Raw genomic sequence first — 12,843 nt, 5'->3', positions numbered from 1 at the left:
CCATACCGAGGCATCTCGAAGAGGCAGTACCCGCTATTTATTATTGCTCAACTCAAACATATGAATCCTGCCGTCATCCTGCCACCTCCCGACGTGTCTGACAAAGTAGCCACCATTCGTGTGCTGCTGGTTGAGGACGATGAAGATGACTATATCCTGACCCGCACGCTGATGAGTGCGCCCGAAAATCGAAACCTCCGCCTCGACTGGGTTGAAGGGTACGATGAAGCATTCGAGCGAATAACGGCCAATGATTATGACGTTTATTTGATCGACTACCGCCTGGGCGAACGAACCGGCATCGAACTCATTCAAGAGGCTACCGATGCGGGTTGTCAGGCGCCCATGATTCTATTGACGGGACAGGATGACCAGTCGGTCGATTACTCGGCGATGGCTATCGGTGCGTCCGACTATCTGGTTAAAGGCCGGATAGATGCTCAGTTGTTGGGTCGCAGTGTGCGCTATGCGCTACGTCAGGCCGAATCGCTGGCTAAATCGGTTGAACAGGAGAAAAAATATCGATCCCTATTCGAACGGTCGTTCGACGCCATTTTTGTCGCCGATAGTCATATGCAGTTTCGTGACGTGAATCCATCGGTTGAGAAACTGCTGGGCTATAACCGGGACGAACTGTTGAAGATAAATCCAGCCCGTCTGTTCGACCGGCTCGATGCGTTGCGGCAATTGCGCTTCTCGGTGCGGGAATTCAATCAGATTAAAGATTTTGAAACGACTATCGTCAGCAAAGAAGGCCGCAAACGAATCTGCCTGATCTCGGTTTGGGCGGTCGATGATGCCGCTGGCCGACCAGTTTGGTACCAGGGTATTGTGCGTGATATTACGGAGCAGAAAAAGGCCCAGCAGGAACTGATCATCGCTGAGAAGCTAACGATGACGGGAAAACTGGCCCGAAGCATTGCCCATGAGGTACGTAACCCATTGACGAACCTGAGCCTGGCGCTCGATCAGTTGTGCGACGAATTAGGGGATAACCAGGAAGAAACCCAGCTATATACCGACATTATCGGGCGGAATGTAGAGCGCATCAGCACACTCATCACCGATATGTTGAATTCGTCGAAACCACGTGAACTGGATCGTAAACCACAGGATCTCAACGACGTTGTTCGGGACACACTCGGTTTTGTTACTGACCGCATCAAGTTGAAACAGATGCAGTTGACAACCAACTATTCGACCGACGACTGTACTGCCCCACTTGATCGTGAACAGGTACGTATGGCGCTGACCAACATTCTGATCAACGCGGTAGAAGCGATGGAACCCGGTCAGGGCAAACTATGGGTTGATACCTACTGCCTCGACGATACGCAGGTGTGCGTTATTATTCGCGATAATGGCAGTGGTATTGCGCCTGAAAATATTCAGCGGCTATTTGACCCGTTCTTTACTGGCAAACAAAGCGGGATGGGATTGGGCCTTACCGCTACCCAAAATATCGTAACCAGCCACCGTGGCCACATTGATGTAGATAGCAAAATGGGCCAGGGCACCACGTTCAAAATTACATTCCCGAAGTAATAGCTTTTAGCATAGACCCCCAACCCCCTGAAGGGGGCTAAAGCTCTGCTATTACTTCATCGTCAACTTCAGGCCGAAGTCTTTGCCTTTCGAAACGTTCTTAAGCTCTACTTTACCGTTTTGCCAAGTCGCAACTCCATTGATAGTAGTGGCTGTGCCATAACGCACGGTCAGATATAGTACTAGGTCCACCAAATAGTCATTGACGCTTTTTGCTGTATTCAAATAAAGGTCAACTTGAATCTTACTAAGCTTTCCACCTGTTTGAAAATATTGATAATCAATAGATTCTAGGTTGTCGAATTCCTTAGTATAACCGATGTGGCTGGCGTCTTGCTCGAATGCTTCAGTTGTTTCAGTGGCCTTAGCAGTATAAAAATCGTCACCAATACTTACCCGTCGCCAATCATGATCCGTGGTCAGACCAATAGAGGTGAGACGGGGAGTTAGGGCTGCAACAGTGGACTTTGTCGATGTACCTGATTCTATTCGGCTAGCAGTACTATCTGAGCTATTGGTGGCATCTGTGTTCTGGCGGCTGGTGCAGGCGGCCGCGAGGCCGATAAGGCAGAGGGAGACGAAAAGGCGTTTCATACTGCGAAACTACAACTCACGCTGGATGTTGAGGAAAAAACCAGTCTCATGCTGCGCATTCACAACTGTACTGAACCGGAAAACCATGTTGTAGTACGTAACTACATCGAGACTGATCCCCGTACTATACAGCCAGCGGTTAGCCAGTCGGCTCTGGTATTTCTCGGCAATATTGCTGCTGATATAGCCTGCGTCGGCAATCAGCGACAGGTAGGCGGCAATGGGCACCGTATTGAACTGCTTGACCGGAATCCATTTCCACTCCTTCTTCACATCGAATAGCCGGAAGCGGATGTTGTTTCGGAAAACGCCGTATTGGTTTCCTTCAATTACGTACAGTTCATAACCCCGAATAACGTCATCGCCCACGCCCAGCCCCCGGATGCCGAAATACGGCTGCCGGTCGGCCCATACGTTGCGAAAGCGAATGGTATTGGCCGCAAAGAACCGTTTGCTGAGCGGATAATACCGACTGACACCCAACAGCAAGTCGGTCTGCTTCAAATCGGCGTTGGGTAGCCAGCCCGAACGAGACAGCATAGCCGTTAACAAAGTGCCCTGCAAGGCATACGCAACATTATCGCGGCGGTCGTAGCGGTAGTTGTAAGTCAGCGTTAGAAACTGCTGTCGGGTACGTCCGTCCAGAAAATAATCGGGGTTGAGCCGGGCTACCGTGTCGGCAATGGTGTTGTTTGTATAGCGGGCTTCCAGTTCGTGAAAATTATAGAAGCCATCGCGGCGGGTAACGGCTACGCTGGTGGTGAGCCGGGTACGTAGGGTGGTGAGGCCCGCCGGTCGAATGTATTCCCACTTGTCGAGGAAAGGCCGGTAAGCGATTTCGCGGTTGGTGGCGTAATAGAAATCGGCGTTAACACCAATTCGTTGCGCTTTGTCGACATAGGGCCGGTCGTAGGCAAGAATGTATTTCGGGGTAAATCCCGTTTGGGCAACGGCCGTTAGCTTGTCGTTGCGGCCGGTAAAGTTTTTCCAGTCGAGCCGAACGCCGTAGTTGGTTCGGCGCAGGTCGTGGCCCCGGTCATACCACCATTCGTTCAGGTTGCGGTCGGCCAGTTCGAAGATGGGGACGACAAATATGTACCACCGCTCTTTCATCGTCACCGTTACGTTGATGGGGCGGTTACCCAGCGGAGCCGTCGTATCTTCAACCGCCGCTACGTCTACGGAGACAAACAGATTAGTGTTCCAGATTTTGCGCTTGTCCCAGGCTACTTTCTGCGTTAATTCACTTCTGCGCAAGGTGTCGCCGGTACGGATTGCCATTTCCCGAAAGATGATGCGATCCTGGGTACGTACATTTCCCGCCAGCGTTACCGACCTGACCACCACCGCCGAGTCGGCCGGGGGAGGGATAGGAGCCGCCAGTTGCCAAAGCGAGAAAACGAACGTAAAAAGCGACATAACGAGCAGGGAGACAGGCCACAATAATTAACTGGCCTTACAATAAACGAAATTCGGAAGCAATTGGATGATTCAAGTCCCCAGAGAATAGAAAACGGCATCAGTAACCTCTAAGGTAAGAAATAACCCAACTCGTTCGCCGAATCATGCAATGGTCTGCGTATTATTGTTGTTATAAAAAGACATACCTATGCAAACTGAGCGCGCTCCCTCTGCCGCGAAAGCATCCGTTAAACCGAACCTGAGTTTCTGGCAAATCTGGAACATGAGTTTCGGTTTTTTAGGAATTCAATATGGCTTCGGGCTTCAGCAGGCCAACATGAGCCCCATCTATCGTTATTTGGGCGCCGATGAATCGTCTATTCCGGGGTTGTGGCTGGCCGGGCCACTTACGGGGTTGCTCTTGCAGCCTATTATTGGTGCGGTGTCGGACAGGAGCTGGTCGCCTACCTGGGGTCGGCGAAAACCGTTTGTGCTGGCTGGCGCACTCATTGGCAGTATCGCCATGATCCTGATGCCCAATTCATCCTCCATCTGGATGGCCGCCGGTCTGATGTGGATGCTCGACGCGGGCCTCAACTCGGCGATGGAGCCTTTCCGGGCATTTGTGGGCGATATGCTGAACGATAAACAACGGCCCACGGGTTTTGCCGTTCAGTCATTCTTTGTTGGCTTCGGGCAAACACTCGCCAACGTGATGCCCTATATTCTGCCGCTGATCGGTATTTCAATGGTCGTTTCAGAGTCGCAACTGGCCAACGGTATTCCCAACTCGGTTCGCTACCCATTCTACATCGGCGGCGCGTCGATCCTGATTGCCGTTTTCTGGACCATGCGCACCACCAAAGAATACCCGCCCGTTGATGACGATTATAAAAAGGCGCATGTATTTACCGACGAAGAAAAGAAGTCGATCTCGTTCTGGCATCTGGCCCTCACGGTTGGTGCGGCTATCCTGGCCTTCTGTTTCGCCTTCAATGCTGGCGGTTTAGCGAATGGAGCTAAATGGGGGCTCGGTATACTGGCGGGCGGTTATCTGGTGCTGATGCTCCCCGTTTTCAAAGAAGTGCTGGCGTCCCTGTCGTCTATGCCAACAGTAATGAAGCAACTCTGGTGGGTCAAGTTTTTTACCTGGTATGGCTTGCCGCTGATGTGGCAGTTTCTGTCATTGGCGGTAGCTAAATATGCATTCAACGCACCCAACGCCACGTCAAATCCAGCCGGTTTCGAGGCCGGGACAAAATGGGGCGGTCTATGTTTCGCCATGTTTAGCATTTCGTGTGCCATTATCTCCATATTCATTCCGCGCATCGCTAAAATGCTCGGTAGCGCACGGGCCACGCATGCCCTGTTCCTATGCCTTGGCGCGGTCGGCTTCTTCCTGACGCTGACATCCAACGATAAAATGATTTACCTAGTTGGCATGTCGATCATTGGTTTGGCCTGGGGGTCAATTATGTCTATGCCCTATCTGATGCTGGCGGGGGCTGTTCCAAAAGAGCGTATGGGCGTTTATATGGGCATTTTCAACGGCTTTATCTGCGTGCCTCAGTTTATCGGTATGCTCACGGTGCCGCTCTTCTACAAAACGCTACTGGGCGACGATCCCCGCAACGCACTTGTGCTGGCGGGCGTGTGTATGCTGGCCGCTGCCGCTTCGTGCTTCCTGGTTAAAGAAAGCCGTACTGCTTAGTTTTAAGTCGCCCACGGCACCAGCCCTGTAGTCAGGTAAACGACGTCGATTAGCGGCTCTTTCCTGATTACATAGCTAGTGCCGTGGGTAACTTATAAATTCATTCCTAACACGCGGACAGGCCGGTGCTGGAAGCTGGTTTTGACAAACCTGCCTTTTCGGGTTGCATACCTATAGTAGGTTGTGCCCACCCGAATAAATGTACTGTTGGTGAGTTGACCCGGATCAACGTCGTCGTCGAGGGTATGCAAGCTGCCATTGGTCTGTTGAGCAATCTGAAATTGCCCCGGCTCAAACGCATAGTCATGCCCGGATTGCGTGTCGCAGGAGATAACATGAACAGGTACGTTAAGATTGGCTAATAAAGCCATGTCTTTTACGCCACTTCCGTTATCGGCAATAAGAATCAGATGCTGCGCTTCAGGGAATTCCCGGTGGGCAAATTGTAAAGCTTCCACTACATTCTCTGCATTGAGGCTGTTGTTGAGGGTGTTGCGGGCAGCAGCCAGTAGCGTGGGTAAGGCTCGATGGGGATCTCGTTCGCGGGTAACGAAAAACATTCCTGCTGGCCCGCCAGGCCTGGTTTCCTGCCCGAGGCTGTCGCAGTCTGTATAGAAAACCGTTCCCTGTATCTGCGGGCTTTTACTATTGTGGCGGAACCAGGCGTAAATCTGGGCGGCAAAAGGATCCATACTGGTTGTCAGATCACAAACAACTACGGCATTCGGCCATCGGCGCAGGTTACGTGTAAGTGCTGCAAATACGGTCGAATCCGGGCCAATAGCGCCCGATACCAGTTTTTTCTCAATGGTCAGTTCAAACGGTGATAGTGTTCGAAACGTAACGACTGGCCACCGCCAAACGGATTGAATAACGGACAGAATGGGACGTACCTGAGCGACTACCGGTTGCCGGGTGGCGGTTCGCTCGTGGCCAACGGCGTCCTCCATCAACCCCGGTATAGATGGCGGTGCTGTGTTCGTTGAGATGACATGGGTTAGCTGTCGTTTTAAGTACGTTCGTTTAGCGCTGATCTGACCTGCCCGACCGGGTGAGCACACAACCTTTAACGTACCTGATTGGCGGGCAACTCGGGGTATCGGTGGTTTCTTTGCCGGGAGAAGGCTGATGAGGTAACCGATTCCCATCAAGAGCAGACAACCTGCAAGCAGACCCGTACGCCACCTGCGCCACCGGATTTGCCCACGCAGCCGCCGCCAGTCTTCAGGATTGTAAACTGGCTTGTAATCGTCCAGCGACTGACGTACCCAGTCGTGCAGTGGTTTATCGTCGGTGCTGTTCATGAGTGTGGTGAGTCTGTGAAGCCAGCGCACGGCGCAATAGCCGGTTGGCCTCGGTGAGGTGAGCGCGTGAGGTGCTTTCGGTGATGTGCAACTGATCGGCGATGTCGCGGTGCGAAAAACCTTCCAGCACGTATAAGCTGAACACCATACGATAAGCTGGAGGCAGGCGATGAATCACATCCAGGATATGTTCGGCAGACAGTTGCGCCAGAATAGCCTCGTCGTTCTGATAAGGCTCAGCGACCAACTGCTCAATGTGCTCGGTCGAAACGGTAGGTGACTGTTTCTTTCTGCGGTATTGATCAATAGCCGTATTGACCATGATCGTACGCAGCCAGGGTTTTAGAGCGGCTTCGTTTTTTAACTCACCAATACGCCTGAACACCTTCATGAACCCATCATTCATCAACTCACGGGCGTCTTCACGATCGTCGGCGTAGGCCAGGCATACCGACAATGCATACGGATAGAAGCGTTCATAAAACGCACTCATGGCCGCCTCCTTACCTTGTCGGCACCCGTCAATCAGGCTGTCGATCGTGGCGTTAGTCACAAGATCCGTCGTAAGTGTAGGTTGTTTTCGTCATCAACTGGGGCGATGACCCATTGGCGGGTGGGGTCAATACCTGCTCTGACGAGGCTACATACCCTGCTCCTGTAAGTTTGTACTGTAGCTGCGAGCGGCTGGTCTCTATCGTTCCTGTGTTCAAGACCAAATAAAAAGAATACGTATTTGGAACGCCTTCTTCTCCCTTTGGGTCATTTATGTCTGGAAATCCTTTGAAGTGATTTGGCACCTCTCCGGGTGGGAGTTTGGCCTGGAGGTACGTTGATTCGGAGTAAGAAGTTAATTTGCCATCGACCCAAAACTCGCTCTTCACTAAACGGTTCTGAGTGTCATACGTGAAGACTGTGCGGTAATTGGGGCCCGTCTGCGTTTGAAAGAGACCGTTTTGAAACACGTACGGATGCACCTCGATTCCTCCCTGCCTCTCAACATAATCGACCGCTTTCCCATTTTTATAGGTCCACTCTGATGTCATGCCGTCTGGAAATAGGGGCCTTTCCTGAAGTGTGGTCGGAATAACCGGGTAGGTTGTTGCCTCTGCGCGGGTGATCAACGAGCCAGCGGTGTCATACGTATAGGTGCTGACAGTCTTGGTCTGGAGGCCATATTCATTCGTTTGTTGCCTGAGCTGTTGTGTTAGCCGACCGTTTGTATACGTGTAGGTATACAGCGTTGTGTTGGTATTGTTACTCAAGGCCCCATTGGTAGGTGTCCATTGAGAAGCTGATGATAAAGAAATTAGGAAACCGGCATTGTCATACGTGTAGTCGTCACGTTGGACATAGCTGTAAATGCTGGCTGATTGCCCTTTGAAACGCTTATCATAGTGTTGTACAATATGACTTATTCTCCCCAACTCGTCGTACTCGTATACAGTCTGATCGGTGTTGTCGTCGGGCGTTTGGTTGTTTTGCAGCACCGTATCCTTGGCCTCGATCAGCCTGATTCGGCAAGGTCCTTCGGCTTGCCTGTCAACTTCCCGGTGGGTGCAGCGGCTCCCTGATCCAATCAGAAGACTTAGCACAATCACCCGCTGGATATTGGTTAGTACGTGTTTCGTCGTTTTCATAATCCGTGGAGTAAATCCTGTTGCTTACAGAGACGACTTACTGCGCAGAAACGCTGGGTACGTTGCTGTTTATTTTTGCCGAAACGGATTAGGTACGTTAAAAACAAGTCTATTTTCGTGCATCTTCAGGCCATGTACCAACGTACCTGACCCATTTTTCTGACTGTTCCTATGATCCTTACCTCAAAACAACTTATTCTGTCGGTCGGTGAATTACTGGCTGATTTCATTGGACAAACCTTTTCGGAAAGCCTGTTCGATGCGGCCGATTTTACCCGATTTCAAGGCGGTTCACCCGCCAACATGGCCGCTAATATGGCTCGATTAGGTAATCAGGCGGCGCTGGTTGCCTGCGTTGGCGACGATAACCTGGGGCGGTATCTGGTGCAAAAAGTAGCCGAGACAGGCATCGACGTGAGCCATATACATGTTCAATCGACTCAACCCACGAGCCTTGTGGTGGTGTCGCGTACAAAGGGGACGCCCGATTTTATTGCTTATCGCACCGCCGATTGCCTGATTCAGCCCGAGCACCTGCCCGATCAACTGCTCGACCAGACGGCCCTGTTCCATACTACCTGTTTTGCCCTTAGCCGTAACCCTGCCCAGACAACCATTGTCGACGCAGCCCGGCGTGCGTCTATTGCCGGTGCGCAGATCAGTATCGATGCTAACTACGCACCAAGTATATGGCCAGATCGCGACAACGCCTGGCAGGTGCTGGGCGATTATTGCGCGTCCGGTGCCCTGGTTAAACTGAGTGAAGACGACGCCGAACGCCTTTACGGTGCCCCGCAAACGCCGGAACAGATACGTACTGATTTTCACCGGATGGGGGCCAAACTCGTTTGCCTCACGCTTGGCGCTGAAGGTAGTATCGTTTCGACCGATAACGGAGGTAGCGTCGTGCAGATGCCCGGAAAGCCCCTGTCTGTAGTGGATGCTACCGGTGCGGGCGACGCCTATTGGGCTGGTTTTCTAACCGCCTGGCTCGATGGCTGTACGCCCGCTGAGTGTGCCGCCGCTGGCGCCAATCTGGCTGCTCTGAAACTCATTCGTCGCGGTTCACTACCGCCAACCGTTGACCGGAAAGTACTGTACGAATTGTAGAACCATAAACCGGCAGTCATCTTCTGGCGATACATAGTTGGTAGCTGAACGACTGCGGGTCAGTTGTCTTTGGGGCCTCTGACCACCTCCACTATACCGGAAGAGAGCTGCGCTTCTGGCCAGGAATACAGTACTTCGCCCTCTGTCAGCGATTTGGCTGGACCAACGAAAGCCCGTATCTGCGCCTTCATACCGATATCGGCTTTGTCTTCACTGCCAATGTAAATCGGGCCTTTCCAAGTGCCATCGCCGTTGACTTTAATCTCAGGCTGTACCCAATACCTGATCGCTTTGGCGTTACGAACCACGATCCAGACGGTACTGGCGTTGGTCACTTTTCCCCGGGCCAGTAACTGACGCGGAACGATGCTGTCATTGGTGGGACTATCGATCACTAATCCACTGGCAGACAGAGTAGCTGGCTGAGTTGTAGCCCTATGAACCGCAAGACCGGCGAGTATGATAACCCCGGCCAGCGTTATCTTACCGGTAGTTGTCCAATTACTCAACCAGTTTTTGGCCAGCGGTCCCGTTTGGGTCATATTCGCACTGGCCAGACCATCGGCTACTTCGTAAAACTCATCCCTTGTTTTTCCCCGCGCATACAGGTAGCAGGTATCAATGATTTTCTCGTCTTTCAGGACATAATTCTCATGAAAGATTTTGGCGAAGATTTTTGTGCTGGGGATAGCCGCAACGGCTTGCTGCGTATCTGTTTGTCCATACTTGACTAGCTCTTCTTTGATCGATTCCTGAAGATGAGCATAGGCAGCCGGATAGCTATTGAACTTGATTTTTGGATATTTTCCGGGTTTCTGTAAGCGGCACGTCTCGTATTTTTTTTTAATATCCTCTCTCAGGGCCTGCATTTCACGCTCTGTCATGTGCCTTGGATTTTGGTGAGGGAATAAAAAGCGAATACGTAGGGAACAAATGACGGAACAAAAGAGGAATATGTCAATGAATTCATGTGGCTGGTGAGTACATACTTTTGTTAAGAAGCGAACAACAGCTTGGTTGTAGTAGAAAGCATTCAATCAGAAGTTTCTCGTTGACCAGTATTGGTTCTTGATAAAGTATACCTGGCCTTTGTTAAGGGGAATCATCTTATTGCTTCGCAGTCTGGCTTTCCGTTTCTGTCCACATCTGTTAAAAAATATGAGGTAACGCCCTACCAGGGAATTAGGGCTACCAGTACGTTAAAAACGCCTTCAACGTATCTGATCGATTTATAATCAGGTACGTTGAAGGCGTTTTTTTGCTATGTCTGTTACTTCGCCAGCTTCAGAATCTTACCCTCAGCATGATCGCAGAGGTACAACTCACCAGCTCGATCTTCGCCAAACGCGGAGATAGTACCCGCCCGTTCCGAGATTAACTGGTTAGTCGCCTTGTTTGGGCCAGTTGGCGTTAGGGCCCACACCCGCCCGCTGACGTAATCGGCAAAGATATACTTGCCAGCCAGAGCCGGAACGGCTTTTCCTTCATAAACGTAGCCACCCGTCACCGACAGGTCACCGTTTGCGTGCGTATACGTATGGATCGGCTCGACCAGTGGATCGTCGGCTTTTTCTCCTGGTTTGTAGCCTGCGTTGCCTTCGCGAATCCGCCAGCCATAATTGCCGCCCTTGGTCACCACATCAATTTCCTCAATCTCATTCTGGCCAACATCGCCCGTCCATAGTTTACCCTGTTTATCAAAACTGAACCGCCACGGGTTTCGCAGGCCGTACGCATAGATTTCTTCGCGGAAACCGTCTTTGTTGGCTTTATACGGATTGTCGGCCGGAATACCATACTGCCCCTTGTCTTTTCCGTTCACATCGATTCGCAGGATTTTCCCAAGCAGCACCGTGCGGTTCTGGGCGTTGTTTTGTGGATCGCCACCGCTCCCGCCATCGCCGGTGGCAATGTACAGGCAGCCATCAGGCCCAAAGGCGATTTTACCGCCGTTATGGTTTGAATAAGGTTGCCTGAAGGTAAACAACACCACCTCGGAGGCTGGGTCGACCTGGCGAGCATCGGTTGAACTGGCTTTGAATCGGCTGATGACGGTTTCGCGCGGGTTGTTTTTGGTGTAATTGACAAAGAAATAGCCGTTCTCCTTGAACTTCGGGTGGAAGGCCAATCCCAGAAGGCCCATTTCGCCGCCGTAAGCCACTTTATTCTTGATGTCCAGGTACGTATCTGCTGATTTAGCCCCCGTTGCCTGATCAACCACTTTTATTTTCCCCGACTGCTCGATAATAAACATCCGGCTGGTTCCGTCGTTGGCGTATGTGTACTCGACCGGGGCATCGAATGTAAGGCCAGGGTGCGCGTCGGTGGTCGAAATGGTGATGGCAGCAGGGGCTCCTGACAGTCTTGTCGTTGTGGTCGATTCTGTTGGTGAAGAACAGGCCCACGACAGAAAGAGCGAGAAGCCAGAGGTGGCTGCCAGTGAGTAAAGGAGCGTGACAACGGTTTTATAAATCATAACATTGATGGCTGAATTGCACATACGCGAAGGCAAAAGGCAAGCCAGTCTGAGATGACGAACTATTTGGACCGACATTTGTTCGCCAATCAGTTGATTAACGGTATTTTGCCTCGGTTTCCTGCTTGGTCCAAATTGTATGGACTGTTGGAGCGTCGCCCCAGGATTGGGGCAGATTAGCCACTCTATTTTATGTCTACCCCGCTCATCGCTTTTTTGAATCGCCTGTCGGCGCAACAGCAGCAGTATCAGTACCGATTGCCTTCGCGTCCCGACGCAGGCCGGTTCATCGATCAGTTAATGCGCCTGCTGTTCCCCGTAACCCAGGATTGCCAGTCGGCTACGGCCAACGCGGGCGAAACCTACCAGCGACTCAATGACCAGTTATTATGCCTGCTACACCCGCTCCAGCCGAATTTAACCGTCAGGGCCGAAGCAGTTGCCATGCGCTTCTTTGATGAACTGCCTGTTATTCACGAAAACCTGCTGCTCGACGCACAAGCTATCGCCGATAACGATCCGGCGGCGATCAGCATCGAGGAAGTCATTGCCGTGTATCCGGGCTTCTACGCTATTGCGGTGTACCGCATCGCTCATGCGCTGTTGCAGGCTGAAGTGCCCCTGCTTCCCCGCATGCTGACCGAATACGCCCACGGACAAACCGGCATCGATATTCACCCCGGAGCCAGTATCGGTCCATCGTTCTTCATTGATCATGGCACCGGCGTGGTGATCGGCGAAACAACGATCATTGGCGAAAACGTCCGGGTATATCAGGGTGTTACGCTGGGCGCAACGCACGTGGCCAAATCGCTGGCACAGAAAAAACGCCATCCGACGATTGAGGACAACGTGGTAATTTATGCCAACGCCACTATCCTGGGCGGCCACACTGTGGTTGGGCATAATTCGGTGATTGGCGGCAACGTCTGGCTAACCGAAAGCGTCGAGCCTCACTCGCTGGTGTACCACCAGAGCCAGATCGACGTGCGGCCGATATTGCAATAGAAGGGTTTTGGGTTTAACGTCTAAAGTTCAAGGTTCAATGCCTAAAGGGCTCCGCCC

Annotated in this window: 11 protein-coding genes; 4 read left to right on the top strand and 7 right to left on the bottom strand. The window is 51.8% G+C overall.

The window, feature by feature from the left end; all coding sequences use genetic code 11:
- Positions 1 to 60: 60 nt before the first annotated feature.
- Positions 61 to 1,545, top strand: coding sequence for a PAS domain S-box protein (locus ACFE8Q_RS19020; RefSeq protein ID WP_375447017.1), 1,485 nt, complete (start codon positions 61 to 63; stop codon positions 1,543 to 1,545).
- A 51-nt stretch (positions 1,546 to 1,596) separates the two neighbouring features.
- On the opposite strand, the gene ACFE8Q_RS19015 is transcribed toward ACFE8Q_RS19020, so the two are convergent.
- Both ACFE8Q_RS19015 and ACFE8Q_RS19010 read right to left on the bottom strand, forming a co-directional pair.
- Entirely contained in the window at positions 1,597 to 2,139 is a 543-nt protein-coding gene (locus ACFE8Q_RS19015) for a hypothetical protein (protein WP_375447016.1), read from the bottom strand.
- Positions 2,140 to 2,148: 9 nt separating this feature from the next.
- Entirely contained in the window at positions 2,149 to 3,558 is a 1,410-nt protein-coding gene (locus tag ACFE8Q_RS19010; RefSeq protein WP_375447015.1) for a BamA/TamA family outer membrane protein, read from the bottom strand.
- A 190-nt stretch (positions 3,559 to 3,748) separates the two neighbouring features.
- On the opposite strand from ACFE8Q_RS19010, the gene ACFE8Q_RS19005 reads away from it, so the two are divergent.
- A complete protein-coding gene (locus tag ACFE8Q_RS19005) occupies positions 3,749 to 5,251 on the top strand; it encodes an MFS transporter (protein ID WP_375447014.1) in 1,503 nt (500 codons plus the stop codon).
- Positions 5,252 to 5,343: 92 nt separating this feature from the next.
- Here ACFE8Q_RS19005 and ACFE8Q_RS19000 read toward each other — a convergent pair whose 3' ends face one another.
- The 3 genes from ACFE8Q_RS19000 to ACFE8Q_RS18990 are packed head-to-tail and all read right to left on the bottom strand — an operon-like array spanning position 5,344 to position 8,192.
- On the bottom strand, positions 5,344 to 6,555 hold the full coding sequence (locus ACFE8Q_RS19000) for a hypothetical protein (protein ID WP_375447013.1): 1,212 nt from the start codon (positions 6,553 to 6,555) through the stop codon (positions 5,344 to 5,346).
- Positions 6,536 to 7,108: an RNA polymerase sigma factor gene (locus ACFE8Q_RS18995; protein ID WP_375447012.1), complete on the bottom strand. Its 573-nt coding sequence runs from the start codon at positions 7,106 to 7,108 to the stop codon at positions 6,536 to 6,538. The genes ACFE8Q_RS19000 and ACFE8Q_RS18995 overlap by 20 nt, the downstream gene beginning before the upstream one ends.
- Positions 7,101 to 8,192: a hypothetical protein gene (locus ACFE8Q_RS18990; protein ID WP_375447011.1), complete on the bottom strand. Its 1,092-nt coding sequence runs from the start codon at positions 8,190 to 8,192 to the stop codon at positions 7,101 to 7,103. Before ACFE8Q_RS18990 ends, ACFE8Q_RS18995 begins: the two co-directional genes overlap by 8 nt.
- Positions 8,193 to 8,363: 171 nt before the next feature.
- Here ACFE8Q_RS18990 and ACFE8Q_RS18985 point away from each other — a divergent pair, with 171 nt between their 5' ends.
- Positions 8,364 to 9,302 carry a carbohydrate kinase family protein gene (locus ACFE8Q_RS18985; RefSeq protein WP_375447010.1) on the top strand — a complete coding sequence of 313 codons (939 nt, stop codon included), beginning with the start codon at positions 8,364 to 8,366 and terminating at the stop codon, positions 9,300 to 9,302.
- A 59-nt stretch (positions 9,303 to 9,361) separates the two neighbouring features.
- Here the strand turns inward: ACFE8Q_RS18985 and ACFE8Q_RS18980 are convergent, their stop codons facing one another.
- On the bottom strand, positions 9,362 to 10,186 hold the full coding sequence (locus ACFE8Q_RS18980; protein WP_375447009.1) for a hypothetical protein: 825 nt from the start codon (positions 10,184 to 10,186) through the stop codon (positions 9,362 to 9,364).
- 386 nt (positions 10,187 to 10,572) lie between these two features.
- Entirely contained in the window at positions 10,573 to 11,778 is a 1,206-nt protein-coding gene (locus tag ACFE8Q_RS18975; protein WP_375447008.1) for a PQQ-dependent sugar dehydrogenase, read from the bottom strand.
- 192 nt (positions 11,779 to 11,970) lie between these two features.
- On the opposite strand from ACFE8Q_RS18975, the gene epsC reads away from it, so the two are divergent.
- Positions 11,971 to 12,786 (top strand): serine O-acetyltransferase EpsC, encoded by an 816-nt coding sequence (epsC, locus tag ACFE8Q_RS18970; RefSeq protein ID WP_375447007.1) that lies wholly within the window; start codon positions 11,971 to 11,973, stop codon positions 12,784 to 12,786.
- Positions 12,787 to 12,843: the final 57 nt, after the last annotated feature.

Source organism: uncultured Fibrella sp. (assembly GCF_964250085.1).
Classification (GTDB): domain Bacteria; phylum Bacteroidota; class Bacteroidia; order Cytophagales; family Spirosomataceae; genus Fibrella.
This window is presented reverse-complemented; position numbering and strand designations above follow the sequence as displayed.